The sequence below is a fragment of the Alistipes provencensis genome (assembly GCF_900083545.1).
Lineage (GTDB): Bacteria > Bacteroidota > Bacteroidia > Bacteroidales > Rikenellaceae > Alistipes > Alistipes provencensis.
Window position 1 is genome coordinate 261,500 of sequence record NZ_LT559262.1, and the last position, 26,595, is coordinate 288,094.

Annotated in this window: 19 protein-coding genes; 12 read left to right on the forward strand and 7 right to left on the reverse strand. The window is 61.7% G+C overall.

Features of this window, described 5'->3' with window-relative positions:
* Positions 1 to 123 precede the first annotated feature (123 nt).
* The 7 genes from BN5935_RS01175 to ung all read left to right on the forward strand — a co-directional run bounded on the left by BN5935_RS01175 (position 124) and on the right by ung (position 7,773).
* Complete coding sequence (locus BN5935_RS01175; protein WP_064974471.1) at positions 124 to 2,166, forward strand: sensor histidine kinase; 2,043 nt, start codon at positions 124 to 126, stop codon at positions 2,164 to 2,166.
* A 101-nt stretch (positions 2,167 to 2,267) separates the two neighbouring features.
* A complete protein-coding gene (locus BN5935_RS01180) occupies positions 2,268 to 3,626 on the forward strand; it encodes an MATE family efflux transporter (RefSeq protein ID WP_064974472.1) in 1,359 nt (452 codons plus the stop codon).
* A gap of 37 nt (positions 3,627 to 3,663) precedes the next feature.
* A complete protein-coding gene (locus BN5935_RS01185) occupies positions 3,664 to 5,106 on the forward strand; it encodes a PSP1 domain-containing protein (protein WP_064974473.1) in 1,443 nt (480 codons plus the stop codon).
* A gap of 4 nt (positions 5,107 to 5,110) precedes the next feature.
* The gene (locus BN5935_RS01190; protein WP_064974474.1) at positions 5,111 to 5,551 is read left to right on the forward strand and encodes a hypothetical protein; all 441 of its coding nucleotides are present in this window, start codon (positions 5,111 to 5,113) and stop codon (positions 5,549 to 5,551) included.
* A gap of 149 nt (positions 5,552 to 5,700) precedes the next feature.
* Complete coding sequence (trmB, locus tag BN5935_RS01195) at positions 5,701 to 6,450, forward strand: tRNA (guanosine(46)-N7)-methyltransferase TrmB (protein WP_064974475.1); 750 nt, start codon at positions 5,701 to 5,703, stop codon at positions 6,448 to 6,450.
* Positions 6,451 to 6,461: 11 nt separating this feature from the next.
* Positions 6,462 to 6,956 (forward strand): GNAT family N-acetyltransferase, encoded by a 495-nt coding sequence (locus tag BN5935_RS01200; RefSeq protein ID WP_064974476.1) that lies wholly within the window; start codon positions 6,462 to 6,464, stop codon positions 6,954 to 6,956.
* Between the two features lie 154 nt (positions 6,957 to 7,110).
* A complete protein-coding gene (ung, locus tag BN5935_RS01205) occupies positions 7,111 to 7,773 on the forward strand; it encodes a uracil-DNA glycosylase (RefSeq protein ID WP_064974477.1) in 663 nt (220 codons plus the stop codon).
* A 71-nt stretch (positions 7,774 to 7,844) separates the two neighbouring features.
* Here ung and BN5935_RS01210 read toward each other — a convergent pair whose 3' ends face one another.
* The 7 genes from BN5935_RS01210 to BN5935_RS01240 all read right to left on the reverse strand — a co-directional run bounded on the left by BN5935_RS01210 (position 7,845) and on the right by BN5935_RS01240 (position 17,622).
* Positions 7,845 to 8,705 (reverse strand): sigma-70 family RNA polymerase sigma factor, encoded by an 861-nt coding sequence (locus BN5935_RS01210; protein WP_010266169.1) that lies wholly within the window; start codon positions 8,703 to 8,705, stop codon positions 7,845 to 7,847.
* Between the two features lie 55 nt (positions 8,706 to 8,760).
* Positions 8,761 to 10,245 carry a Do family serine endopeptidase gene (locus BN5935_RS01215; protein ID WP_064974478.1) on the reverse strand — a complete coding sequence of 495 codons (1,485 nt, stop codon included), beginning with the start codon at positions 10,243 to 10,245 and terminating at the stop codon, positions 8,761 to 8,763.
* A gap of 175 nt (positions 10,246 to 10,420) precedes the next feature.
* Positions 10,421 to 11,725, reverse strand: coding sequence for a methionine adenosyltransferase (gene metK / locus BN5935_RS01220; RefSeq protein WP_064976787.1), 1,305 nt, complete (start codon positions 11,723 to 11,725; stop codon positions 10,421 to 10,423).
* A gap of 296 nt (positions 11,726 to 12,021) precedes the next feature.
* Positions 12,022 to 14,055 carry a transketolase family protein gene (locus BN5935_RS01225; protein ID WP_064974479.1) on the reverse strand — a complete coding sequence of 678 codons (2,034 nt, stop codon included), beginning with the start codon at positions 14,053 to 14,055 and terminating at the stop codon, positions 12,022 to 12,024.
* 62 nt (positions 14,056 to 14,117) lie between these two features.
* Positions 14,118 to 15,386 (reverse strand): ATP-dependent Clp protease ATP-binding subunit ClpX, encoded by a 1,269-nt coding sequence (gene clpX, locus BN5935_RS01230; protein WP_064974480.1) that lies wholly within the window; start codon positions 15,384 to 15,386, stop codon positions 14,118 to 14,120.
* Between the two features lie 5 nt (positions 15,387 to 15,391).
* On the reverse strand, positions 15,392 to 16,060 hold the full coding sequence (gene clpP / locus BN5935_RS01235) for an ATP-dependent Clp endopeptidase proteolytic subunit ClpP (protein WP_064974481.1): 669 nt from the start codon (positions 16,058 to 16,060) through the stop codon (positions 15,392 to 15,394).
* A gap of 236 nt (positions 16,061 to 16,296) precedes the next feature.
* Positions 16,297 to 17,622 carry a trigger factor gene (locus BN5935_RS01240; protein WP_064974482.1) on the reverse strand — a complete coding sequence of 442 codons (1,326 nt, stop codon included), beginning with the start codon at positions 17,620 to 17,622 and terminating at the stop codon, positions 16,297 to 16,299.
* 162 nt (positions 17,623 to 17,784) lie between these two features.
* Here BN5935_RS01240 and BN5935_RS01245 point away from each other — a divergent pair, with 162 nt between their 5' ends.
* The 5 genes from BN5935_RS01245 to rnr are packed head-to-tail and all read left to right on the forward strand — an operon-like array spanning position 17,785 to position 26,530.
* Positions 17,785 to 18,597, forward strand: coding sequence for a glutaminyl-peptide cyclotransferase (locus tag BN5935_RS01245; RefSeq protein ID WP_064974483.1), 813 nt, complete (start codon positions 17,785 to 17,787; stop codon positions 18,595 to 18,597).
* Complete coding sequence (gene metH, locus BN5935_RS01250; RefSeq protein WP_064974484.1) at positions 18,598 to 22,212, forward strand: methionine synthase; 3,615 nt, start codon at positions 18,598 to 18,600, stop codon at positions 22,210 to 22,212.
* Positions 22,209 to 23,165 (forward strand): methylenetetrahydrofolate reductase [NAD(P)H], encoded by a 957-nt coding sequence (gene metF, locus BN5935_RS01255; RefSeq protein ID WP_064974485.1) that lies wholly within the window; start codon positions 22,209 to 22,211, stop codon positions 23,163 to 23,165. Before metH ends, metF begins: the two co-directional genes overlap by 4 nt.
* A 12-nt stretch (positions 23,166 to 23,177) precedes the next feature.
* On the forward strand, positions 23,178 to 24,290 hold the full coding sequence (locus BN5935_RS01260) for a M20 family metallopeptidase (protein ID WP_064974486.1): 1,113 nt from the start codon (positions 23,178 to 23,180) through the stop codon (positions 24,288 to 24,290).
* Entirely contained in the window at positions 24,290 to 26,530 is a 2,241-nt protein-coding gene (gene rnr, locus BN5935_RS01265; RefSeq protein WP_064976788.1) for a ribonuclease R, read from the forward strand. Before BN5935_RS01260 ends, rnr begins: the two co-directional genes overlap by 1 nt.
* The last annotated feature ends 65 nt before the right edge of the window (positions 26,531 to 26,595 follow it).

Here is a 26,595-nt window from a genome sequence, read left to right on the forward strand (position 1 = left end):
GATCGCCTGATCCGGCCCCTTTTTTCGCTCCCCGAAACCGGTTTTTTGCCGGAGTACGCTGGAATTTACCATTTTTATGACTAAATTTGTCCTGAATTTTTCAAAACGTCCTTTCGAACCGACATGCGTCCGATTTTCCTGCGAGTCCTTGCGGGACTCATGCCTTTGATCCTCTGCGCCGTCCTGACGGCGCGAGCCGCCGTACCCGCCGCCGACAGCCTGTCGGCCGCACTCCCCGAAGCACACACCGCCGCCGACCGCGAGCGAATTTATGTACAACTGGCCGATCTCAGCGCCGACAGCCTCCCGCTCGCCGCATCCTTTTGGGAGAAGGCGCTCGCCGAAGCCGTCAAGGCCGGTGACGACTACGGATGCCGCGAGGCCCTCGACCGGCTCGTGCAGAAGCTGGCCGTCCGGGAGCCCGACCGGGCCCTGCAATACGTCCATCTGGCTGACAGTCTCCTTCCCGAGCGCCGTTACGCCCTGTTCCGCTCGTCGCTCAACGCTTTCTGGCTCTGGAAACAGATGTCCGCCGCCAACTCGTTCGAGGCGATCGACCGTGCGCTGGCTGAGTTCCGCGAACGGCGGCCGGGCAGCCTCACTCCCGAGGAGCAGATCGAATGGGAGTTCCTGACGGGACTCTCGATCGACTATTCGTCGATCGCCACCGAAGCCTACGGCAACATCCCCCAAGCCATCCCCTATGTGGAGAAGGCCCTCGCCAAACTTGAAAAATACCCGTTCGAAGAGCGCGTCCACCTCGAAAAGCTCTGCCGCGAGGAGCTCAGCGACATCTACCTCTACGCCGACGACCCGCGTGCGGCCGACCAGATTCGCAGAAACATCGACCTGCACCGCGCGTGGCTGGCGGCCGACACGCGTTTCGAACGGCCCCGCCGCGATACGACGGAATACCTGATGCGTTCCTACGGCAAGATGGTCTTCCTGCTCGATCTCATCCCCCGGGAAGAGCTCTCCGAATATTACGACAAATGCATGCGGCTGGCCCGGGAGCGGAACGACCGCGAGGAGATTTACGGCACCAGCGCCCGCTATTACGAATGCATGGGCGACAACCTGCAGGCCGCAGCATACGCCGACTCGGTGCTGAACTTCTATATCCGAACCGGCAAAAAGGCGGACCTCGGCTCTATCTACATAGCCCAGTCGCACATGTACGAGAAGGCTGGCGAATACGAAAAGGCCCTCAAAGCCGTGCGGGAGGGCAACGATTTCCGTTACTACAACCGCATGGACCAAGCGCAGGGCAAGCTGGCCGAGATGCAGGCCCTCTACGACGTCAACCGCCTCGAGCTCGAGAAGGCCCGGCTGGCCGACCGTAACAAGTTTTTCCTGCTCATCGCCGGCGGCATCGTGGTGGTGGTGCTCATCGGGTGGATCATCTACCAGCAGATCATGGTCCGGCGGCTGGAACGCACCCGCGAACAGCTCACCGCGGCCAATGCGGAGGCACGGAGGCAAAGCTGCCGCGCACAGGAGAGCGAGAAGATGAAGACGGCGTTCATCAACTCGATGTGCCACGAGATACGCACGCCCCTGAACGCCATCAACGGATTCTCCGAGCTGCTGCTGACCGAAGAGGACCCCGAGACCCGGCAGGCTTTCCAGACCGAGATCGGCAAGAGCACCAAAGCTCTGACCACCCTGCTGGAGAACATGCTCGAACTCTCGCAGCTCATCAGTACCGAGGGTCCGCTCCCGGTAGCCCAGACCGACGTCTGCCTGCTCTGTACCGAACGGCTGGAACTGCAAAAGCAGCTTACGGATAACCCGGCAATCGAATACGTCTGCGAAGCGGGGGGGGGTATCGAGATACCCACCAACGCCTTCTACCTGACGCGCGTCGTCGATAACCTGCTGCACAACGCCGCCAAATTCACCGCCGCGGGAAGCGTCACGCTCTCCTGCCGCAACGACGGGGAGCGCCGCACGCTGCACATCGCCGTCAGCGACACGGGCATCGGCATCCCGCCCGAGAAGCAGGAGTGGGTCTTCGAACGCTTCACCAAGGTCGACCCGTTCAAGCCCGGCTCGGGCATCGGACTCTACCTCTCGCGGCAGATCGTCACCCGCCTCGGGGGCACCATCCGCGTCTGCCCCGAGTACCGCGAGGGGTGCCGCATCCTGATCGAACTTCCCTACTGACACACCGAAGGGGTTTCCGGCGGTTTTTCCGCGCCGGAGGGGTACCGGAAATTGTATTCCCGGCAGAATTCGCTATCTTTGCACCCTAAAACCCGAATCGAATGTACAGTTTCGCAACATACAAGGACCAGTACAAGGCCAACCTGAAGCTGGCGCTGCCCGTGGTGCTCACGCAGTTGGGGCAAATCCTGACGCAGGTAGCCGACAACCTGATGGTCGGCCGCTACGGCGGCGACGACCCCACGCCGCTGGCCGCCGTGTCGTTCGGCGGCGCGGTCTTTTTCATCCTCTTCATCGCCGCCATCGGTATCGCACTCGGCATGACGCCCCTCGTGGGCGAACTCTACGCGCAGGGCGACCGCGAGAAATCGGCGGGCCTGCTGCAAAACGGCATCCTCTTTTACGGGCTGCTCGGTCTGGCGATGGCCGTCGTGCAGTATGCCGCCATCCCGCTGCTGTACCACCTCGGCCAACCCGCCGAAGTGGTCGACATGGCCATTCCCTACTACAAGATGCTGGTTTACAGCATGCCGTTCATCATGCTGTTCTTCACCTTCAAGCAGTTCCTCGAGGGCGTGGGCAACACCAAGGTCGAAATGGTCGTCACGATCGTCGCCAATCTGGCGAACATCGGCTTCAACTGGGTCTTCATCTACGGCCGCTACGGATTCCCCGAGATGGGCGCCGAGGGCGCGGGCCTCGGCACGCTGATGTCGCGCATCATCGCCCCGATCCTGATGATCGGGTACTTCTACAGCCGTGACAAGTACCGCGCTTACCTCGACGGATTCTCGCCCCGCAACTACTCGTGGGCCACGGTCAGAAAACTGCTCCACATGGGGCTGCCGATCTCGCTGCAGATGTTCTTGGAGGCTTCGGCCTTCGTCGGCACGGGGATCATGATGGGATGGTTCAACAAGGAGACCATGAGCGCCAACCAGATCGCCACGACCATCGGCAACTGCGCCTTCATGATCGTCATGTCAATCGGTGCGGCCACCACCATCCGCGTGTCGCACTGCTACGGGGCGCGCAACATCGGCGAACTATCGCTGGCGGCCAAGGCGTCGTATCACCTCGTGCTGGCGTGGAACGCTTTTGCGGCCATCGTCTTCATCACGATGCGCAACATCATTCCGACCTTCTTCACCTCGAACGCCGAGGTGATCGCCATCGCCTCGAACCTGATGATCTTCGCCGCGCTGTACCAGCTTTCGGACGGCATCCAGAACGTCTCGGTAGGCATCCTGCGGGGCATTCAGGACGTGAAGATCATCATGCCCATCGCCTTCGTGTCGTACTGGCTGCTGAACCTCCCGGTGGGCTATCTCTTCGGCTTCACGATGGGCATGGGCCCCTCGGGACTCTTCTTGGGCTTCTCGTTCGGACTCTCGGCCGCCGCCGTGATGATGATCCTGCGCATCCGCCGCAGCATCCGTAAACTCTACATGGCGAAATAAATATTTTTTCGTATCTTTACGCAAATTATACCCACCAATGGATACCGAAAAACAACATACAGGCGCCTGCAAACCCGAAGTGGGCCGCGGATGCGCCTTCTGTAACTGCGGCTCGGAGGCCGAAGCCAAGCTCTGCGACGGCTGCTTCAAGCTCCACGAGACCCCTTGGCTCGAGGAGTACCCGGTCAACGTGCCGACCGACGTGGTCGAGGTGCGCTTCAAGAACACCCGCCGCGCGTTCTACCAGAACACCAACAACCTGCCCCTCAAACGGGGCGACATCGTGGCCGTCGAGGCGTCGCCGGGCCACGACATCGGCGTGGTGTCGCTCACGGGCGACCTCGTGGCGCGGCAGATGCGCCGCACGGGCTTCAACCCCTTCAACGGCGAATACAAGAAGATCTACCGCAAGGCCAAACCCTACGACATCGAAAAGTGGCAGGAGGCCATCGCACTGGAACACGAGACGATGATCGCCTCGCGCCAGATCGCCGCCGACATGGGGCTGAACATGAAGATCGGCGACGTGGAGTATCAGGGCGACAAGATCAAGGCCATTTTCTACTACATCGCCGACGAGCGCGTTGACTTCCGCGAACTCATCAAGGTCTTCGCCGAGCGGTTCCACATCCGCATCGAGATGAAGCAGATCGGCGCCCGTCAGGAGGCAGGACGCATCGGCGGACTGGGCGCCTGCGGCCGCGAGCTGTGCTGCGCATCGTGGATGTCGAGTTTCTCGAGCGTCACCACGGGTGCCGCCCGCGTGCAGGACATCTCGCTCAACCCCCAGAAGCTGGCCGGGCAGTGCTCGAAGCTCAAGTGCTGCATGATGTACGAATACGACACCTACGTCGACGCCCGCAAGGAGTTCCCGCGGCTGCGCGAACCGCTGCAGGCCGCCGAGGGCGAATGGTTCTGCGTCAAGAGCGACGTGCTGGCCGGCACGATGACCTTCTCGTCGTCGAAAGAGGCGATGGCCAATGTCACCACGCTGCCCGTCTCGCGCGTGCGGGAAATCATGGCGCTGAACCGTCAGGGCAAGAAGGTCGACCGGCTTCAAAACGCCGACGACATCCGCCCGGCGGTCGAGGAGCCGACCTACCGCTCCGAGGAGGACAGCATCACCCGCTTCGATCAGGCCAAACGCCGCAAGCGCGGAGGCCGCAACAACAAGGGCCGCGGCGACCGTCCGCAGCAGGAGGGCGGCGACAACAACCGCCAACAGGCTTCGGGAGAGGCACGCGAGGAGCGCCAGCGCCGCCCGCAGCGCCCGAACAACGGCAACAACGGCGGCGAACGGCCCCGTAACAACCATCCCGAGGGCAACAACGGCCCCCGCGAACCCCGCGAGAACAACGGCAACCGGGAGGGCGGCAACCGCAGCCGCAACAACCGCCGACGCCGTGGCAACGGAAGCAACGGAAGCGGCAATAACGGTAACAACGGCGGCAATAACGGCGGAACGCCCCAGAACCAATAACGCGGTGAAAGCTTCGGCACGGCATATCGCCGCGGCCACGGCGGCCGCGCTGCTGGCCGGAGGGTGCATCTCGCCTCACCAGTCGGCGGCTACGGACGTCGATCCGTTCCGCTGGGAGCGGGGAGCCGAAATCCGCCTGCCGAACGCCGATACGGTCACCCTGCGCGACGCGGAGGTGTTCCTGCGCTGCAACGACCGTTTCGCCGAAGACACGCTGACGCTCCGCATCGCGACCATCGCCCCCGACTCGCTCCGCTTCGAGGAGCCGTTCCGGCTGGTCATCCCCCGCGGCGAGAGCCCGGCCCCCCTGATGCGCGAGGTCGCCGTACCCTACCGCATCCGCATCCGGTTCACACAGAGCGGCGACTACCGCTGCATCCTCACGCCGACACGTCCCGTCCGCGGGGTCGAGGCCGTGGGCATTAACATAGAGAAAAGCGAATGAACCGTCCGCAACGTACACCATCTCCCGCCCTGAGGGAGGGCCGGTGTGGGGTCGGATTTGCAAACGCGGCGGTACGCCGCGAAGAACAACCGACGACGACGCCATTGCGATCGCCCCGAATTACTACTTAGATAACTGTCTGATCACTTATGGGCAAAGACAAGCTCCGGAGGTTCCGCGAGAATCTCAGTTTCGAATGTTTCGTACAACCCGAATTCGACGAGGTGTTCCACCGCGACCACCCGCTGAAAGGGAACTGGCGCCGCGATTTTTTCCACAACGACCATCCCATCGTGCTGGAGCTGGGCTGTGGCAAGGGTGAATACACCGTGGCGCTGGCCGAACGCGACCCGATGCGCAACTACATCGGCATCGACATCAAAGGGGCCCGCATGTGGCGGGGCGCCCGGACCGCCACCGACCGCAAGATGCACAACGTGGGTTTCCTGCGCACCCGCATCGAATTCATCAATGCGCTATTCGCCGAGGGCGAGGTTTCCGAAATCTGGATCACCTTCCCCGATCCGCAGCTCAAGACGCGGCGGGCCCGCAAGCGGCTCACCTCGCCCGTCTACCTGACCTACTACGCCCGCCTGTTGGAACCCGGCGGAGCCATCAACCTCAAGACCGACTCCAAACACCTCTACGCCTATACCGACGAGGTGATCCGCCGTTTCGGGCTTCCCTGCGAGGTCTCCGAACCGGATATCTACGGCACGGGCTACGCCGACGAGGTGCTCTCGATCAAGACCGCCTACGAAACGCTTTTCCTCGGCATGGGGCTCCCGATCACCTACACCCGCTTTTCGCTCGGCGAGCGCCGCGACTTCCCGTGGTTCGACTGGGAGGAGGACGACAAAGCGGAAAAGGACAACGAAGCCGAAAGGCAGCTCCGGTAACCCGACCCTCCATGACGATCGACACCCGACGGCTGGAAATCCGGCTTCTCGACGCGACGCAGCTCTCGCTGTGGCTCGGCGACCTGCCCCGGCTGGAGCGGGAGATGAACGCCATCTACCGGGCCGAACCCCTCGCGGGCGTGTTCCGGACCATCGTCGAAGGACAGCTCGTGGCGACTGCCGCCGATCCCGCAAACCCACAATGGCACAGCTTCTGGTTCATACTCCGCAAAACGGACCGGAGCATCGTCGGTTCCGCGCTTTTCAAAGACCGACCCGACCCCGAAGGCTGCGTCGAGATCGGCTACGGACTGGGCCCGGCATTCGAGGGCTGCGGCTATATGACCGAGGCCGTCGAAGCCCTCTGCGGCTGGGTCCTGCGACAGCCGGGAGTCCGCCATGTCACGGCCGAAACGGACGCCGACGGATACGCCTCCCAACGGCTGCTGCAACGGTGCGGATTCCGCGAACGGAGCCGCGACACGACCGTCCGATGGATTCGGTAACCTCCCCGGTCGGAGCCACCGCCATGAACCACGATAACCGGTCACCCCAACACGCCATCCGCTCTCCAAGAGCGGACAGCGTCCGTTTTTGGCGTTGATTGAATTTTTCACTATATTTATCCGACCAAAAACGAAAAAAACTATCCCGAAAACCATGGATGTAAAGATAGCCCCCGACTGGAAAGAGCTTCTCGCCCCGGAATTCGAAAAACCCTATTTTGCCCAGCTCACGGAGTTCGTGCGGCAGGAGTATGCCACACGGCGCGTTTTTCCCCGCGGCAGCAACATCTTCCGGGCCTTCGACAAATGCCCGTTCGAAAAGCTGAAAGTGGTCGTCATCGGTCAGGACCCCTACCACGGTCCCGGACAGGCCAACGGGCTCTGCTTCTCGGTCGCAGACGGCATTCCCTTCCCGCCCTCGCTGCAAAACATCTTCAAGGAGGTCGCCGACGACACCGGGACGCCCGTTCCCGCGACGGGCAACCTCGACCGCTGGGCCGAGCAGGGCGTGCTGCTGCTCAACGCCGTGCTGACGGTCCGCGCCCACGAGGCGGCCTCGCACGCCGGACACGGCTGGGAGACCTTCACCGACGCCGTAGTCCGCGCCATCGCCGAGCGCAAGCAAAATATCGTCTACATGCTCTGGGGCAGCTACGCCCAACGGAAAGGCGCCATTGCCGATCCCCGTCAAAACCTGATCCTCAAAGCCGTGCACCCCTCGCCGCTGTCGGTCTACCGCGGGTTCTTCGGCTGCCGTCACTTCTCGCAGGCCAACGAATACCTCCGCACTGTCGGCAAAGAGCCGATCGTGTGGTAACCCCCCCCCAAAGCACAAAAATCCCGGCCTCGCTTGTCAAGGCCGGGATTTTTTACGGACTGCGGGATTCGCTATCCCAGATAGGATTTCAGCAGTTTGCTGCGCGACGAGTGGCGGAGGCGGCGGATGGCCTTCTCCTTGATCTGCCGCACGCGTTCGCGCGTCAGGTCGAACTTCTCGCCGATCTCCTCGAGGGTCATCTCCGAGGTGCCGATGCCGAAGAAATACTTGATGATGTCGCGCTCACGCTCCGTCAGTGTCTCCAGCGCGCGGTCCACCTCCGTCGACAACGACTCGTTGATCAGCCCGCGGTCGGCGTTGGGCGAATCGGGATTCACCAGCACGTCCAGCAGCGAGTTGTCCTCACCATCGGCGAACGGCGCATCCACCGAGACGTGGCGGCCGGCGACACGCAGCGTGTCGGTGACCTTCTCCTTCGGAAGTTCCAGCTCCGTGGCCAGCTCCTCGGGTGACGGCGTGCGCTCGTGCTCCTGTTCGAAGCGGGCGAACGCCTTGTTGATCTTGTTCAGCGACCCCACCTGATTCAGCGGCAGGCGCACGATGCGCGACTGCTCGGCCAGAGCCTGAAGGATCGACTGGCGGATCCACCACACGGCATAGGAGATGAACTTGAAGCCGCGGGTCTCGTCGAACTTCTCGGCGGCCTTGATCAGTCCGAGGTTGCCCTCGTTGATCAGGTCCGGGAGGCTCAGCCCCTGATTCTGGTATTGCTTGGCTACGGAGACCACGAAGCGCAGATTGGCTTTGGTCAGCTTCTCAAGTGCCTCTTGGTCTCCTTTTTTAATTCGCTGGGCGAGTTCCACCTCCTCCTCGACCGTGATGAGCTCCTCCTTGCCGATTTCCTGCAAGTACTTGTCCAGCGAGGCGCTCTCGCGGTTGGTGATGGACTTTGTGATTTTTAATTGACGCATATTTATTCTAACTACCTAAAAATTATTTCACTGCAAAACCCGCCCGGGTCCGTACCTACTCCACCAGCGTATAGCTTGCCGAGCGTCCGTTGGGATAGACGCCGTCGATCGAAGTGACCTTCTCCGTCATCCGCTGCATGTCGCTGAGCGCATAGACCGGGCGGTCGTTGATGTGAGTAATTACAAATCCCTGCTTAACACGGGCACGGGCCAGAATTCCGTCGGCCTTGATGCCGACCACCTGTACGCCGCCCTTGATATCGAGCTCGCGGCACAGTTTGGCGCCCGCATCGGCGAACTTACCTCCGAGGGCCTCGACCACGTCGATATCCTCCTTGGTAACCAATTCCGTTTTACCAGCTTTATTACGCAAAGTGACGTCAAATTGTTTCACCTTGCCGTCTCTTTTTACCGATAATTTAACCGTATCGTTGGGTCGGCGCTTGGCAACCTGCTCCTGAAGCGTCGAGGGGTCGGTGACTTTCACGCCGTCGATGTCCAGAATGATGTCGCCCTTGCGGATTCCGGCCTCCGAAGCCGAGCCGCCCTCGATCACACCGGCCACATAGGCCCCGCCGAGCTCCTTAATACCCAGCTCCTTGCCCTCCTCGTCGAGGAAGTCCTGATCCACGACGCGGAACTGGATGCCCAGCAGTGCGCGCTGTACGACGCCGAACTCCTTGAGGTCCATCACGACCTTCTTGACGATCGACTCGGGAATGGCGAACGAATAGCCCACATAGCTGCCCGTCTGCGACTTGATGAGCGTGTTGATGCCCACCAGCTCGCCGTGGGTGTTGACCAGCGCGCCGCCCGAGTTACCGGGATTCACCGCCGCGTCGGTCTGGATGAACGCCTCGATACGGAAGTCGTTGGGAATCACACCCAACTGACGCGCCTTGGCGCTCACGATGCCGGCCGTGATGGTCGACTGCAGGTCGAACGGCGAACCGATCGCCAGCACCCACTCGCCCAGACGTAGCGCGTCGGACGATCCGAAAGCCAGCGTCGGCAGCCCCTCGGCCTCGACCTTCAGCAGCGCGAGGTCCGTCGCCGAGTCCTTGCCGATGAGCTTGGCGTCGAACGAACGGCCGTCGTTGAGTTTCACCTTGAGTTTCGAGGCGCCGTCCACCACATGGTTGTTCGTGACGATGTACCCGTCCTCCGAAATGATGACGCCCGAACCGCCCGCACGCTGCTCGCGGTACTGCGGACGTCCGTCGCCGCGGCCGTAGTCCTGCGGAATGCCGAAGAACTCAAGGAACGGATCGTAACCGCCCCTACGCTGGGGCATCTCGACCTGTTGGATGGCCTCGATGTTCACGACGGCTTTCACTGCATTCTCGGCGGCATAGGTCAGGTCGGGATACTGCTCGGCCTGATACGAGGTAAACTGCGCGCCCAGCGCGGGAGTGCGTTCCACCTCGCGCTCGACATATTGTACCGAATCACTGCGGTCGCCCGCAACGGTCCACGCCGTAAGTCCGCCGGCTGCGGCCGACACGGCAACTATTCCTAAAATCAAAAATGCCTTTTTCATAATGAATTAAAGTGGTTAAGTTCTATTAATCAGAGGCAACTTCATTACATAAGCTATGCGTTTAGATTTCAATTTCGTAGGACAAACGCACAATAACGTCCGGTTAGTATGTCCTTTTCGCACAAAAATCGGGACATCCTGAGCGGACACCCCGATTTTTCAGCGTACACGTCCGTTAAAGGCCGAATTCCCGTTTGATCTGCTCCACGGCGTCGAGTTTCTCCCAGCCGAAGAACTCGATTTCGCGCTCGACCTCGGCGCCGTTCTCCCAGACCTTCTCGGTCCGGGTGTAGGGACGGTTGCCGAAGTGTCCGTAGGAAGCCGTGGCCTCGAAGATCGGGTTTTTCAGCCCGAAACGCTTCACGATGGCCGCGGGACGCAGGTCGAAGAGCTTACCGATGCGGCGGGCGATCTCGCCGTCGGTCATGCCTTTCAACGCCTCGGGACGGGGCGAGTTATAGGTCTCGACGTAGATCGACAGCGGTTCGGCGATGCCGATGGCATACGACAGCTCCACCAGAATCTGGTCGGCGACACCTGCCGCCACGAGGTTTTTGGCGATATGACGCGCAGCATAGGCCGCCGAGCGGTCCACCTTCGAGGAGTCCTTGCCCGAGAATGCACCCCCGCCGTGTGCGCCGCGGCCGCCGTAGGTGTCGACGATGATCTTGCGCCCCGTGAGGCCCGTATCCCCGTGGGGACCTCCGATCACGAACTTGCCCGTGGGATTCACATGCAGGATGTAATCGTCGCCGATCAGCTCCGCCAGTTGGTCCCCGGCGCGTTCCAGACGCGCCTTGACGCGCGGAATGAGGATCGTGCGCACATCCTCGCGGATTTTATCCTGCATCTGCTTCTCCGCCTCTTTCTCGCTGCGGCCCTCTCCCGGAAGGATGAACTCGTCGTGCTGTGTCGAAACGACGATCGTATGCACGCGCAGCGGCTTGTTCGTCTTCTCGTCGTACTCGATCGTCACCTGCGACTTCGAGTCGGGACGCAGGTAGGTCATCACCTCGCCTTCGCGCCGGATGACGGCCAGTTCCTTGAGAATCACATGCGAGAGAATCAGCGTCGCAGGCATCATCTCGCGGGTCTCGTTGCAGGCATAGCCGAACATGATGCCCTGATCGCCGGCGCCCTGCTCCTCCTCGGCTTCGCGGACAACGCCTTGGTTGATGTCCGACGACTGTTCGTGGATGGCCGACAGGATGCCACACGAGTTGCAGTCGAACTGATACTCGCTCTTGGTGTAGCCGATGCGGTTGATGACGCGGCGCGTGACGGCCTGCACGTCGACATACGCTTCCGAACGCACTTCACCGGCCACGACCACAAGTCCCGTGGTGCAGAGGGTTTCGCAGGCGACCTTCGAGTTGGCGTCGCGGCGCAGGAATTCGTCGAGGATTGCGTCGGAAATCTGATCCGAAACTTTATCGGGATGCCCCTCGGACACCGACTCCGATGTAAATAAAAAGCCCATTTTCATACATTTTAATGGTTAAACGTATAAAATGGGAAAAATTGGCTGCTTGGAAATAAAAAATGTGCTGCTTTAGCGATTTTTTATTGTGGTTTGCAATCAGTCAAATCTTTCCACATTTCCCCGCTTGACAGACGGGACTGCAAAGATAGGCATAATTTCGGAATCTGCAAAACAAAAGCCACCGCATCGGGCGGTGGCTTCTGCACATTATATATAAGGTACTATTTTCCGAGCATCCTCTTTACTTCGGCGGCTACTCAAAATCGTTGCCGCTGAAGGTCCGACGATTACTGCTATTTCCCGAGCATCTTCTTTACTTCGGCGGCTACGGTCTTGCCGTTGTAACCGAACTTCTCGTCAAGAACCGTATAGGGAGCCGAATAGCCAAAGTGGTCCAGACCGTGGATCATACCCTTCTCGCCCACGAGTCCCAGCAGGTTCACCGGAAGACCCGAGGTCATCCCGTAACGCGCAACGCCCACCGGAAGCACGCTCTCCTGATACGACTTGGGCTGGTCGCGGAACAACCCCTCGCTCGGGACGTTCACCACGCGGACCGGAATTCCCTCCGAAGCCAGCAGTTCGGCGCCTTCGACCAGCGTCGCAACCTCCGAACCCGTGGCAATCAGCACCGCGGCGGGTTTGGCCGAATCCATCACCACATAACCGCCCTTGGCGATCTGTGCGGCCTCCTCGCGGCGGCTGGCGCCCAGCGTCGGCAGGTTTTTGATGTTCTGGCGCGAGAGAACCAATGCCACGGGGCGGTGCTCCTCAACGGCCAGTTTCCACGCCATGACGGTCTCCTCGCCGTCAGCCGGACGCAGCACGACCATCGAACGCTCGCCGTGGTGGTTTTTCAGATGCTCCATCAGGCGAATCTGCGCCTCGTGTTCCACGGGCTGGTGCGTAGGGCCGTCCTCGCCCACACGGAACGAATCGTGCGTCCAGACATAGACCACATGCAGGCGCATCAGCGCCGAGAGGCGCACGGCCGGTTTCATGTAGTCCGAGAAGACGAAGAACGTGCCGCAGACGGGGATCACGCCGCCGTGCAGCGCCATACCGTTCATCACGCAGGCCATCGTCAGCTCCGAAACGCCCGCTTGGAAGAACTTACCCGAGAAGTCGCCCTTCTCGAAAGCCTTGGTTTTCTTCAGGAATCCGTCGGTCTTGTCCGAGTTCGACAGGTCGGCCGAGGCCACGATCATGTTGTCGATCTTCTCGGCATAGACCCCCAGCACCGTCGCCGAAGCAGCGCGCGTCGCCACACCGGCCTTCATCTCGATGGATTTATAGTCGATCTCGGGGAGTTTGCCCGAAAGGAAATCGTCGAGCTTGCGTGCGAGGTCCTTGTGCTCCGTGCGCCACGACTTCTCGACGGCGGCCTGCTTGGAGGCCCACTCCTTCAGCGCCTCCCGACGCTCGGCGAAGACCTCGCGGCTCTCGGCGAAGATGGCGAACGGATCCTTCGCATCGCCGCCCAGATTCTCGACCGTAGCGGCGAAATCGGCTCCGGCGGCCGTAAGCGGCTGGCCGTGGGTCGAAACCTTGTCCTCGAAGCTCTCTCCGGCGGGACCTTTGGCGCCCTTGCCCATGACCGTATGGCCGATGATGAGCGTCGGACGCTCCGTCTCGCTCTCGGCGGCGACCAGTGCCTCGCGGATCTCGTTGATATTGTGTCCGTCGACCGACAGCACGTTCCAACCCCACGCCTCGTACTTCATGGCCACGTTCTCGGTCATCACCTCGTCGACCTTCGTCGAGAGCTGGATGTTGTTCGAGTCGTAGTACATCACGAAATTCGACAGACCCAGATGACCGGCGATGCGCCCCACGCCCTGCGAAATCTCCTCCTCGACGGCGCCGTCCGAAATATAGGCATAGGTCTTGTGCGCCATCCACTCCCCGAAGCGCGCCGCCATGAAACGCTCCGCGATGGCGGCGCCCAGTGCCATGGCATGTCCCTGACCCAGCGGACCCGAAGTATTCTCCACGCCGCGCATCACGTCCACCTCGGGGTGGCCCGGGGTCACGCTGCCCCACTGGCGAAGCGACTGCAAATCCTCGGACGAGTAGTGACCCGTCAACGCCAGCGTCGAATAGAGCATCGGCGACATGTGCCCCGGATCGAGGAAGAAACGGTCCCGGTAGGGATAAGCCATATTATCCGGGTCGTAACGCAGGAATTCCGCGAAGAGCACCGTGATGAAATCGGCGCCGCCCATCGCACCGCCGGGGTGTCCCGACTTAGCCTTTTCGACCATCGCAGCCGACAGAATGCGGATATTGTCGGCCACGCGTGTGAGTTTGGAGTTCGTTGTAGACATTGGAGTTAGTGTTTTTATTCGTTCAATTTGTATTTTTCGCAGTAAAGATATAGAAAAAGAAATTACCCGACTTGTTTCAGCTCTAAAATATTTGCTTTTTCTATCTTTTTCTTTGCATAAGGTAAAGTCACAGTGAATTTCCGGGCATCGGTCGACGGGATGTCGAACATCGTATCCATCATAATCGCCTCGCAGATCGAGCGCAGGCCGCGGGCCCCGAGCTTGAACTCGACGGCCTTGTCGACGATGTAGTCCAGCACCTCGTTGTCGAACGAGAGCTTCACGCCGTCCAGCTCGAACAGCCGCTTGTACTGCTTGACGATGGCGTTCTTCGGCTCGGTAAGGATCGAGCGCAGCGCCTCGCGTTCCAGCGGCTGCATGTAGGTCAGCACCGGAAGGCGTCCCACCAGCTCGGGAATCAGCCCGAACGACTTCAAATCCTGCGGCGTGACATACTGCATCAGGTTCGAACGGTCGACGGGGTCGGCGTTCAGGCGTCCGTAACCCATCGCACGGGTGTTCAGCCGCTGGGCGATCTTCTTCTCGATGCCGTCGAAAGCGCCGCCGCAGATGAAGAGAATGTTACGCGTGTCGACCTGTATGAACTTCTGCTCGGGATGCTTGCGCCCGCCTTGGGGCGGAACGTTGACCACCGTGCCCTCGAGTATCTTCAGCAGGGCCTGCTGCACGCCTTCGCCCGAGACATCGCGCGTGATCGAGGGGTTGTCGCCCTTGCGCGCGATCTTGTCGATCTCGTCGATGAAGACGATGCCGCGCTCGGCCTGCTCGACATTGTAGTCGGCGACCTGCAACAGCCGCGAGAGAATGCTCTCGACGTCCTCGCCCACATAACCGGCTTCGGTCAGGACGGTTGCGTCGACGATCGTGAACGGCACTTTCAACAGCTTGGCGATCGTGCGGGCCATCAGCGTCTTGCCCGTACCCGTCGGCCCCACCAGCACGATATTCGACTTGTCGAGCTCGACCTCGTCCTCCTTCGGGGCGTAGAGCAGTCGCTTGTAGTGGTTGTAGACCGCCACCGACATATAGCGTTTGGCGGCGTCCTGCCCGATGACCCACTGGTCGAGAAACTCCTTGATCTGCGCCGGTTTCAGCAGCTCCTCCATCTTCAGCGGAGCCGCCGCCGGACGCCGTCCGTGCTCGGTGGCGATATCGTTGTCAACGATGATCTTATAGCCGTTCTCGATGCACTTGTTGCAGATGTTGGCGCCGTCCGAGCCTTGGAACATGATCTCCACGTCCGAGCGCTTGGCGCCGCAGAACGAGCAGCAGTCGCCGCCGTTCTTATTGTTGTTCTTGTTCTGTGCCATGCGGTTTACTTTTCGCGTTTGGAGAGCACTTCGTCGATCAGGCCGTATTCCTTCGCCTCCTTGGCCGAGAGCCAGTAGTCGCGGTCGGCATCCTTCTCGATCTTCTTGACCGAAACGCCCGAGTGGGCCGAGAGAATCTCGTACAGCTCGCGCTTGGTCTTCAGAATCTCACGCGCCGTGATCTCGATGTCCGAAGCCTGCCCCTGCGCGCCGCCCAGCGGCTGGTGGATCATCACCCGCGAGTGCGGCAGCGCCGAACGCTTGCCCTTGGCGCCCGCCGTGAGCAGCACGGCGCCCATCGAAGCCGCCAGACCCGTGCAGATGGTCGCCACGTCGGAGTTCACCAACTGCATCGTGTCGTAGATGCCCAGACCGGCCGAAACCGATCCGCCGGGCGAGTTGATGTAGATCTGGATGTCCTTCTCGGGATCGACCGATTCGAGGAACAGCAGTTGGGCCTGAATGATGTTGGCCGCATCGTCGTAGATCGGCGCGCCGAGGAAGATGATGCGGTCCATCATCAGACGCGAGAAAACATCCATCGTAGCGATGTTCAGTTGGCGCTCCTCGATGATCGTCGGCGACACATAGGCCGAGCTTATCGACTGGAAGTCGTGCAGTTTCAGCGAACTGATCCCGCAGTGGTTCCGTGCGTATTTTTCAAATTCTGACATAGTTGTATCTATTTACTTTTCATTCATCCGTCGGGAGCGGGCAAAACCGGTTACAACACCCTGACCGCCCATCGCCCTCCAAAACCCGCTTCTTAAGCGGGCGGGAGCGCAGAACCGGATGGAAAGCGCGAGAACTCACAACCGCCCCAAAGAGTGCCTTCTTAAGGCACAAGGCACAAAGGACTTTGCAAACATCAAGCCTGCAAAGTCCAAAGATACATAAAAATCCGCGAATCTTAAAGCTCCTTCGCCATTTTAGCGAAATCGTCCGCAGATACGGCTTTTTCCGTCACCTTAATCTTCGATTTGACATCCTCGACGACCTTCACCTCGTAGAGTTTCTCGTAAATCTTCTGGCCCTGATCCTTGTCGGCGAGGATCTTCTCAGCGTAGTCGGCCAGCATCTCGTCCGGTGCCGACGGCATGCCGTACTGTGCGAACTGCGCGGCAGCCAGCGCCTTGGCCTCGGCCAGTGCCTCCTCCTTCGTAACGGAGAGGTTGTCGGCCTTGATGAAGTGCTTCTGGAGGTAGTTCCATGTGAACATCTTCAGGAACTGGTCGAAGTCCTTCTCGATGTCCTCCATCGTGAACTTACCCTCGTTGATGGTGTAGAGCCAGCGCTTGAGGAACGCCTCGGGCATCTTCAGCCCGGCCTTCTTCACGAGGTAATCGCGCAACTGCATCGTGAAGAGATAGTCGCTCTCGCGGCGCAGTTCGCCCTCGATCTGGGCGTCGATGAACTTGTCGAAGCCGGCCTCGTCGCTGACGCCGCCCTGCGGGAACGCCATCTTGAAGAACTCCTCGTTCAGCTCCGGCTCGGCGAACTTGCGGATCTTGGTGATCTCCAGCTCGAATTCGGGGTTGATGCCCTCCAGCTCGTTCTCCTTGACCTGCAGACAGGCGGCGCGCTGGGCGGGGTTCTTATAGAGGTCGTTGAGATTGACCTTCATCTTGGCGCCCACTTTCTTGCCGATGAAGGGCTTGCGATCCTCCTCCGACATCGAAATCAGGCCCACATAAGCGTCGGCCACGTTCATCTCGCCGTTGTCGAGCGTCACGGTCAGCGCCTCGTCCGAAGTCACCTTGTCGGCATCCACCAGACGGCCGAAGCGGCGCAGGTAGTTCGAACGGTAGTCGTCGTGCATCTTCTTGTCGACCTTGATCTTGCTGTATGTCAGCTTATCCTTGTCGGAGAGCTCCAGATTGACAGCGGGAGCCTCGCCGATCTCGAACACGAATTCGAACTCCGTAGCGTTGTCGAAATCGAAATCGCCCTGCTCCTCCGAAGGGATCACGTCGCCCAGATAGTCGATCTTCTCCTTCTCGAGGTATTCGAAAGCGGCGTTCGACGCCTTGCGGTACGACTGCTCGGCCACGACGCCCTTGCCGAACATCTTCTTGACGATGCCCATCGGCACCATGCCCGGGCGGAAGCCGGGGATGTTGGCCTTGCGCTTGTACTCGCGCAGGGACTTCTCGACCTCCTGTCCGTAATCCGCCTCGCCGACAGTCACGCGAATCAGCGAGTTATTCTCGCCGCGTTGTTCTCTTACAATGTTCATAGTGAATGAATTATATTTGTTATTCTTCGTATTTTCGCTCAGAATCGGGAGGCGAAGATACGAAATAATTCCCTTTCCGACAAGACATTCCCTGTATAATATAGCGAAATTATGATATGTAGTTTGCTTTTTATATCTTTGTAGGCTATTTTGTTCCGAGCGATGAAAACGATCTTCATATCCCTGCTTTCCCTGCTGCTGCTCCCGGCGTGCGGCGGCTCCGCGGCGCGTTCCAAACGCCCGGCGCAGACCTCACCGGCGGCCGTGCAGATGCAGCCCAAAACATACACCTACCGCATCGCGGCGACCTATCCCCACTCGACAACAGCCTACACCCAAGGACTGTACTATGACGGCGGCCTCCTATGGGAGGGAACGGGGCAGTACGGCGAATCGCTCGTGCAGACCGTCGATCTCACGACGGGCAATACCAGCGTGCTGACACGCCTGCCCCGCTCGGAGTTCGGCGAAGGGATCGCCCGCGTGGGCGACGAGCTTTTCCAGCTCACTTGGCAGTCCAACACCGCACACGTCTACGACCTGAAGAACGGGTGCAAAAAAATCCGCGACCACCGCTATCCCGGCGAGGGCTGGGGCCTCACGACCGACGGCACAAAACTCTACATGTCGGACGGTACGGCCACGATCTACACGGTGGAGCCCGCGACGTTCCGCCGCGAGAAGCGCGTGACGGTGACCTTTCAGGGCGCTCCGGTCAACTACCTCAACGAGCTGGAATGGATCGGGGGCAGAATATGGGCCAACGTCTACACCACCGAACAGATCGTGATCATCGACCCCGCGACGGGCATCGTGGAGGGCGTCGTGGACCTGACGGGCATCCTGCCCGAGGAGGAGATGACCCCGGCGACCGACGTGCTGAACGGCATCGCCTACGACGCCGAACGGGAGCGTATCTTCGTGACGGGCAAGAACTGGCCGAAGCTCTACGAAATAGAACTAATCGAAAAATAAATGGCAACGACGCTATACGAACAACTGGAAAAACGCATCCTGCTGCTCGACGGAGGCTTCGGGACGATGGTTCAGGGCTACGGACTGCAGGAGGAGGATTACCGCGGCGAACGCTTCGGCGACTGGCCGGTGCTGCTGAAAGGGTGCAACGACCTGCTCGTGCTGACGCGCCCCGATGTAGTGCGCGAAATCCACGAAAAATACCTGCAGGCGGGAGCCGACATCATCGAAACCGATTCGTTCAACGCCAACGCCGTGTCGCTGGCCGACTACCGCATGGAGGGGCTGGCCTACGAGATGTCGAAAGCCGCGGCCGAGGTGGCCCGCCGTGCGGCAGACGAGTTCACGGCCCGCAACCCGCAGAAACCCCGCTTCGTGGCAGGCTCGATGGGTCCCACGAACCGCACGGCCTCGATGTCGGCCGACGTGGCGAATCCCGCGGCCCGCGAAGTGACTTTCGCGCAACTGGCCGAAGCCTATTCGGATCAGGCGCGGGGATTGGTGGACGGCGGCGCGGACATCCTGTTGGTGGAGACCGTTTTCGACACGCTCAACGCCAAGGCGGCCCTCTACGCCATCGACACGCTCTGCGCGGAGCTGGGATGCGCAATTCCCGTGATGGTCTCGGGAACGCTGGCCGACGCCAGCGGCCGCACCCTCTCGGGGCAGACCGTCGAGGTATTCGCCGCCTCGGTGTCGCACGCACACCTGCTCTCCGTGGGCCTCAACTGCGCTTACGGGGCCAAGCAGCTCCTGCCCTACCTCGAGCGGCTGGCGGCGGTGGCCGAAACACGCATTTCGGCACACCCCAACGCCGGGCTTCCCAACGTGATGGGCGGCTACGACGAGACCCCCGAGATGTTCGCCGAGGACGTCGGGGAGTACCTGCGGCGCGGACTGGTCAACATCGTGGGCGGATGCTGCGGCACCACCCCCGCACACATTTTCGAACTGTCGAAGATCGCCGGGCAATACACCCCGCGGCCCCTTCCCGAACCCCGCCATACGACGGTGCTGAGCGGTCTGGAGCCGCTGCGGATCGTCCCCGAAGCCAACTTCATCAACATCGGCGAGCGCACCAACGTCGCCGGGTCGGCCAAATTCGCCCGGCTGATCCGCGAAGCCAACTACGAGGAGGCCCTTTCGGTGGCCCGCGCACAAGTCGACGCCGGGGCGCAGATCGTCGACGTCTGCATGGACGACGGGCTGATCGACGGCCCCACGGCGATGCGCACGTTCCTCAACCTGATGGCCTCGGAGCCCGAAATAGCCCGCGTGCCGGTGATGATCGACTCGTCGAAATGGGAGGTACTTCAAGCGGGACTTGAGGTGACGCAGGGTAAGTCGGTGGTTAACTCCATCTCGCTCAAGGAGGGCGAGGCGGAGTTCCTGCGCCGGGCCGGGGAGATTCACCGCTTCGGCGCGGCTGCCGTGGTGATGCTCTTCGACGAACGGGGGCAGGCCGACACCTACGAACGTAAAGTAGAGGTTGCGGAGCGGGCCTACCGGACGCTGACCGAAAACGGATTCCCCCCGGAGGACATCATCTTCGACCCCAATGTACTTGCCGTGGCAACGGGCATTCCCGAGCACGACGGCTATGCCAAGGCTTTCATCGACGCCACGCGCTGGATCAAGGAGAACCTTCCCCATGCGAAGGTCTCGGGCGGCGTGTCGAACCTCTCGTTCGCCTTCCGAGGCAACAACGCCGTGCGCGAGGCGATGCACTCGGCGTTCCTCTACCACGCCATCCGCGCGGGCATGGACATGGGCATCGTCAACCCGCAACTGGTCCGTGTCTACAGCGAGATCGAACCCGAACTGCTCGAGCGGGTCGAGGACGTGATCCTCTGCCGCCGGGCCGACGCCGCGGAACGCCTGACGGAGTATGCCCAGCAGGTGCAGCAGACGGCCCAGACACAGCCGCAGGCCCCCGACGCGTGGCGCGCGGGGACGCTCGAAGAACGTATCGCCCACGCGATGCTCAAGGGCGTGGCGGACTACATCGAGCAGGATGCGCTGGAGGGTTACGAGGCGCTGGGCAGCCCGATGGCCGTGATCGACACGCTGCTGATGCCCGCCATGGAGCAGGTGGGAGCGCTGTTCGGCGAGGGCAAGATGTTCCTGCCGCAGGTAGTCAAGACCGCCCGCGTGATGAAGCGCGCGGTGGCGGCGCTGACGCCCTACATCGAACAGGGTTCGGGCGGCACTTCACATAACGCCGGCAAGGTGCTGATCGCCACGGTGAAAGGCGACGTGCACGACATCGGCAAGAACATCGTGGCGGTCGTGATGGCCTGCAACGGATATGAAATCAAGGACTTGGGCGTGATGGTCGAGTCGGAGCGCATCGTCGACGAGGCGGTGGCGTGGGGTGCGCAGAGCATCTGTCTGAGCGGCCTGATAACCCCGTCGCTCGACGAAATGGCCCATGTCTGTGCAGAGCTGGAACGCCGCGGGCTTCGCATCCCGGTCATCATCGGCGGCGCGACGACCTCGGACCTCCATACGGCGGTGAAGATCGCCCCGGTCTACTCGGGGGCAGTGATCCATTCCGCGAACGCCAGCAGCAACAGCCAGATTTTGGCACAGTTGCTCGGCCCCGACGGCGACCTCTACATCGACAAAATAAAGGCCGACCAGCAGGCCCTGCGCCAAGATTACGCCCGCCAACTGCGGATACGCGACCTCATGCCGCTGGCCGAGGCACGCAAGGCGGGACGGAGCGCCCGGCCACACGATCCGGTAAAACCGCTCCATCCGGGACGCATGGTCTTCCCGGATTTCGATGTGGCCGACGCCGAGCCGTTCATCGACTGGAATTTCTTCTTCCCGGCGTGGGGACTCAAGGGGCGTTATCCCGAGATACTGGACCACCCCGACCGGGGCGCCGAGGCCCGCAAGGTCTTCGCGGATGCGCAGGCGTTGCTGGCGCGCATCCGCGACGAGCGGTTGCTGACCCTGCAAGGCGTCGTGGGCATCTTTCCGGCACGCTCCGAGGGCGACGACATCCGGGTGACGGACACCAAGGGCCGCGAAAAGCGCCTCCCGATGCTCCGCAACCAGACACGCGGGCAGGAGAACCGCTCGCTGGCCGACTTCATCGCCCCGGCCGGCGACTGGATCGGCTGTTTCGCCGTGACGGCCGGCATCGGGCTGAAAGAGCTCACCGAGAAGTTCCGCGCCGAGGGCGACGACTACTCGGCGATCATGGCCAAACTGCTGGCCGACCGGCTGACGGAGGCTTTCGCCGAGGCGGTGCACACGTTCGTGCGGCGGCAGATGTGGGGCTACGAAACGGGGGAACCGCTCACCCCGAAACAGGTCGTCCGCGGCGAGTACCGCGGCCGCCGCATGGCCTTCGGCTACCCGGCGACGCCCGACCATTCGTTAAAGCGCGAGGTTTTCGACCTGCTGGCCGCCGAGGTGACGACCGGCATGCGGCTGACCGAAAACTGGATGATCGACCCCGGTGAGGCGCTGTGCGGCCTGCTGTTGGCCGATGCCGACTACTTTTCGGTCGGGACCATCGACGCGCAGCAGTTGGAGGAGTATGCCGAACGCCGCGGAATGGAGGTTGAAACCGTAAAAAAGATTATACCGAACAACGTATGAACGTCGTAGATATCATCAACGAGGCGATCGCCACCGGACGCACCCGTTTCGCTTTCGAACTGCTGCCGCCGCTCAAGGGGGACGGCATGCAGAAGATATTCGCCGCCGTGGAGCCGCTGATGGCCCTCGACCCGGCCTATGTCAACATCACGTTCCACCGCGAGGGGATCAAGGAGACCGAGCGTGAGGACGGCAGCGTCGAATGGCACGTCGTGCGGCGCCGTCCGGGGACGGTCGGCATCTCGGCGGCCATCCAGCACCGCTACAGCGTGGAGGTGGTGCCGCACCTGATCTGCGGCGGGCTGTCGAAATACGACATCGAGGACACGCTCATCGACATGGACTTCCTCGGCCTGCACAACGTGCTGGCGCTGCGCGGCGACAAGTCGCAGAACGAAAAACGCTTCATGCCCCATCCGCAGGGACACGCGCACGCCGTAGACCTCGTGCGCCAGATCGCGGACATGAACCGCGGAAAGTTCATCGACGGCGAGGTCGAGGAGTGCCACCACTCGAAATTCTCGATCGGCGTGGCGGGCTACCCCGAGGTACACGCCGAAGCCCGCGACATCACCTCGGACATCGAGCGGCTGAAGGCCAAGATCGACGCCGGGGCGGAGTATGTCATCACGCAGATGTTCTTCGACAACCGCAAATACTTCGACTTCGTGCGCCGCTGCCGCGAGGCGGGAATCGAAGTGCCGGTCATTCCCGGCATCAAGCCCCTTTCAACGCTCCGCCATCTGGAAATCCTGCCCGAGACGTTCGGCGTGGAGCTGCCCGAAGAGCTGGTGCGCGAGGCGAAGGCGCACCCGGACAACGTGCGCGAGGTGGGTACCGAGTGGGCCATCGCCCAGAGCCGCGAACTGATGGCCGCAGGCGTGCCCGTCCTGCATTACTACACGATGAGCCGCACGACGAACATCCAGAAGATCGTGAAAGCGATATTTTAAAGAACTACGATTATGACACCCGTCGAATTTCGCCGCCGCCTGCATGCGCATCCCGAACTCTCGTTCCGGGAGCACGGCACGGCGGCATTCATCGAACAGCAGCTCACGGAGCTGGGCATCAAGCACCGCAGAATCGCCGACACAGGCGTACTGGCCCGCATCGGGGGCCGCAAGACGGCCGCCGGCGACCGCCGTGCCGTCGTCCTGCGGGCCGACATCGACGCCCTGCCCATCACGGAGCAGAACGCCTGCGAATGGCGGTCGCAGAACGAGGGCGTGATGCACGCCTGCGGCCACGACATGCACGCCGCGGTGCTGTTCGGCGTACTGAAGGAGTTCGCCGCGGCGCCCGATTTCCGGGGCACGCTCTTCGGACTGTTCCAGCCGGGCGAGGAGTGCAACCCCGGCGGAGCGTCGCTGGTGCTGGCCGAAAAGCCGTTCGACGAATATGAGGTGCGGGCCGTGGTCGGCGAGCATGTCGAGCCGCAGTTAGAGGTCGGGACCCTCGGCTTCCGGGCCGGGAAATACATGGCCGCCAGCGACGAACTGCGTTTCCGCGTGCACGGCACGGGCGGTCACGGGGCCATGCGCCGACAACTCAAAGACCCCGTGGCGGCGGGTGCCGAACTGCTGACGCGCCTCATCGCCCTCAACGGCGAGGAGTGCGTGCTGTCGATCGGCCGCGTGGAGGCCGGCGGGGCGACGAACATCGTGCCCGACGAGGTGTACATGGAGGGGACGCTGCGCACGTTCGACGAACGGGAGCGCGAGATCATCCACCGCCGCATCGGGATCATCGCGGCGGACATCGACAAACGCCACGGCGTGAAGACCGACGTGAACATCGGCCGGGGCTATCCCTGCGTGGTGAACGACGAGATGCTGGTCAAAAAGGCCGTCGCGCTGGCCCGGACCGAAGGGCTCGGGGTGGAGATGCTGCCCCTGAGGACCACGGCCGAGGATTTCGGGTTCTACTGCAAACAATATCCGTCGCTGTTTTACCGGCTGGGCGTAGGCGCCGCAGCCGGACGGCCCCATACGGCGACGTTCTCACCCGACGAAGGGGCCTTGGACGTGGGCATCGGCTTTATGCGCCGACTGGCCCTGCAAATTTTGGAAAAATGATGAAAAAACAGAACCAACGCTCCGGAAAAGGAGCCCGGAAAACAGACCGCGCATCGGTCATACTGAACCTGCTGCGCGAGTTTCCCAACAATAAATTCTCGCTGAAGCACCTTGCGTCGGCGTCGGGAGGCGCCACGAAAGAGGGCCGCCGCGAAACACTCGAAATCCTCGACCGGCTCTTCGAAGAGGGCATCGTCGAGGAGTGCGCGCGCGAAAAATACCGCCTCACCCAAAACCACCTGCCCCATTACGAGGGTGTGGCCGACATGGCCCCCTCGGGTTCGGTCTATGTGAAGGTCGAGGGGCTCGAGGCCGACATCTTCGTCAACCAGCGCAACGCGGCCAACGCCCTGAACGGCGACCGCGTGGAGGTCGTGGTGATGCACCGCGGCCGCAACGGGCAGATGGAGGGCGAGATCACCCGGATCATCGAACGCAACCGCAAGCCCTATGTGGGCGTCGCCGAGGTGGGGCTCCACCAGATCTTCGTGCGCGCCGACTCGCGCCGCATGCCCATGGACATCTACCTCTCGAAGCGCACCTATCCCGACGTCAGGGACGGCGAAAAGGTCGTGGTCCGCATCGCCGACTGGCAGCCCGGGAGCAAGAGTCCCGTGGGCGAACTGGTCGAACGGCTGGGCATGGCCGGCAACAACGACACGGAGATGCACGCCATCCTCGCCGAATACGAACTCCCCTACCGCTTCGAACCCGAGATCGAAGAGGCCGCAGAGGCCATCGACGCCCGCGTGACGGGCAAGGAGATCGCCCAGCGGCGCGATTTCCGGCAGGTCGTCACGTTCACCGTGGACCCCGCCGACGCCAAGGACTTCGACGACGCCCTGTCGGTGCGGAAGATCAAAGACGGCGTCTGGGAGATCGGCGTGCACATTGCCGATGTAACCCACTATGTGCGGCCCCATTCGGTGATCGACGACGAGGCCGTGGAACGCGGCACGTCGGTCTATCTGGTGGACCGCACCGTGCCGATGCTCCCCGAGCGGCTCTCGAACGAACTCTGCTCGCTGCGCCCCAACGAGACGAGCCTCTGCTTCTCGGCGGTCTTCACCCTCAACGAGAACCTCGACATCCTCGAGGAGTGGTTCGGCCGTACGGTCATCCACTCCGACCGCCGGTTCACCTACGCCGAGGCGCAGGAGATCATCGAGACGGGGCGCGGGGATTATGCCGAGGAGGTGCTGACCCTCAACCGGCTGGCGCAGGCGCTGCGCGCGGAGCGGTTCAAAAACGGTGCGATCTCGTTCGACCGCGAAGAGGTGAAATTCCGCCTCGACGAGAACGGCAAACCGCTGGGCGTCTATTTCAAGGAGCAGAAGGAGTCGAACCAGATGATCGAGGAGTTCATGCTGCTGGCCAACCGCCGCGTGGCGGAGTTCTGCGGCAAGCGCAAGACCGAGAGCGGCCGCACGACGGAACGTACGATGGTATACCGCGTGCACGACTCCCCGAGCGAGGAGAAACTCGACCGCTTCCGCCAGTTCATCCTCCGCTTCGGGCATATCTTCAAGGCCACGAAAGGCCGCGCCGTGGCCAAGGAGATGAACAAGCTCTTCAAGCAGATCAAGGGCACCACCGAGGAGAACGCCGTCTCGACGATGGCCGTGCGCTCGATGGCCAAGGCCTACTACACGACCGACAACATCGGCCACTACGGGCTGGCGTTCCCCTACTACACGCACTTCACCTCGCCCATCCGCCGTTATCCCGACATGATGGTCCACCGCCTGCTGGCGCGTTACCTCGCGGGCGACAAGTCGGCAGACAAGACCATGCTGGAGGACCTCTGCGCACGGGCTTCGGACCGCGAGGTGGTGGCCGCCGAGGCCGAACGCGCCTCGATCAAGTACAAGATGGTCGAGTTTATGAAGGAGCACATCGGCGAGGAGTTCGAGGGTCACATCTCGGGTCTCACGGAGTGGGGCGTCTATGTGGAGCTGGACGAGACCCACATCGAGGGCATGTCATTCCTGAGGGACATCGAGGGAGACTTCTTCCAGTTCGACGAACAGCTCTACGAGATCATCGGCCGCTCGACGGGCATCCGCTTGACGCTGGGCAGTCCGGTGCGCATCCGCGTGAAGCGCGCCGACCTGCAGAAGCGCCAGCTCGACTTCGAGGTGCTGCTGCCCGAGGCCGCCGCACGCCGCACCGCCGCGTCGTCCGAAAGCCGCGGTCACGGTCCCAAGGTCCGCACCTCGTCGCGCCGCAAAGGTAAATAGGCTGTCGCACACGACGCAAAAAGGGAAGCCCTCGGGCTTCCCTTTTTGCATGCGGTCGTTGCTCT

What these genes read in the sequence shown, in the direction of transcription:
- BN5935_RS01175 (WP_064974471.1), top strand. Translation starts at nt 124, where the DNA reads ATGCGTCCGATTTTCCTGCGAGTCCTTGCGGGACTCATGCCTTTGATC.
- BN5935_RS01180 (WP_064974472.1), top strand. Translation starts at nt 2,268, where the DNA reads ATGTACAGTTTCGCAACATACAAGGACCAGTACAAGGCCAACCTGAAG.
- BN5935_RS01185 (WP_064974473.1), top strand. Translation starts at nt 3,664, where the DNA reads ATGGATACCGAAAAACAACATACAGGCGCCTGCAAACCCGAAGTGGGC.
- trmB (WP_064974475.1), top strand. Translation starts at nt 5,701, where the DNA reads ATGGGCAAAGACAAGCTCCGGAGGTTCCGCGAGAATCTCAGTTTCGAA.
- BN5935_RS01200 (WP_064974476.1), top strand. Translation starts at nt 6,462, where the DNA reads ATGACGATCGACACCCGACGGCTGGAAATCCGGCTTCTCGACGCGACG.
- ung (WP_064974477.1), top strand. Translation starts at nt 7,111, where the DNA reads ATGGATGTAAAGATAGCCCCCGACTGGAAAGAGCTTCTCGCCCCGGAA.
- BN5935_RS01210 (WP_010266169.1), bottom strand. Translation starts at nt 8,705, where the DNA reads ATGCGTCAATTAAAAATCACAAAGTCCATCACCAACCGCGAGAGCGCC.
- BN5935_RS01215 (WP_064974478.1), bottom strand. Translation starts at nt 10,245, where the DNA reads ATGAAAAAGGCATTTTTGATTTTAGGAATAGTTGCCGTGTCGGCCGCA.
- metK (WP_064976787.1), bottom strand. Translation starts at nt 11,725, where the DNA reads ATGGGCTTTTTATTTACATCGGAGTCGGTGTCCGAGGGGCATCCCGAT.
- BN5935_RS01225 (WP_064974479.1), bottom strand. Translation starts at nt 14,055, where the DNA reads ATGTCTACAACGAACTCCAAACTCACACGCGTGGCCGACAATATCCGC.
- clpX (WP_064974480.1), bottom strand. Translation starts at nt 15,386, where the DNA reads ATGGCACAGAACAAGAACAACAATAAGAACGGCGGCGACTGCTGCTCG.
- clpP (WP_064974481.1), bottom strand. Translation starts at nt 16,060, where the DNA reads ATGTCAGAATTTGAAAAATACGCACGGAACCACTGCGGGATCAGTTCG.
- BN5935_RS01240 (WP_064974482.1), bottom strand. Translation starts at nt 17,622, where the DNA reads ATGAACATTGTAAGAGAACAACGCGGCGAGAATAACTCGCTGATTCGC.
- BN5935_RS01245 (WP_064974483.1), top strand. Translation starts at nt 17,785, where the DNA reads ATGAAAACGATCTTCATATCCCTGCTTTCCCTGCTGCTGCTCCCGGCG.
- metH (WP_064974484.1), top strand. Translation starts at nt 18,598, where the DNA reads ATGGCAACGACGCTATACGAACAACTGGAAAAACGCATCCTGCTGCTC.
- metF (WP_064974485.1), top strand. Translation starts at nt 22,209, where the DNA reads ATGAACGTCGTAGATATCATCAACGAGGCGATCGCCACCGGACGCACC.
- BN5935_RS01260 (WP_064974486.1), top strand. Translation starts at nt 23,178, where the DNA reads ATGACACCCGTCGAATTTCGCCGCCGCCTGCATGCGCATCCCGAACTC.
- rnr (WP_064976788.1), top strand. Translation starts at nt 24,290, where the DNA reads ATGAAAAAACAGAACCAACGCTCCGGAAAAGGAGCCCGGAAAACAGAC.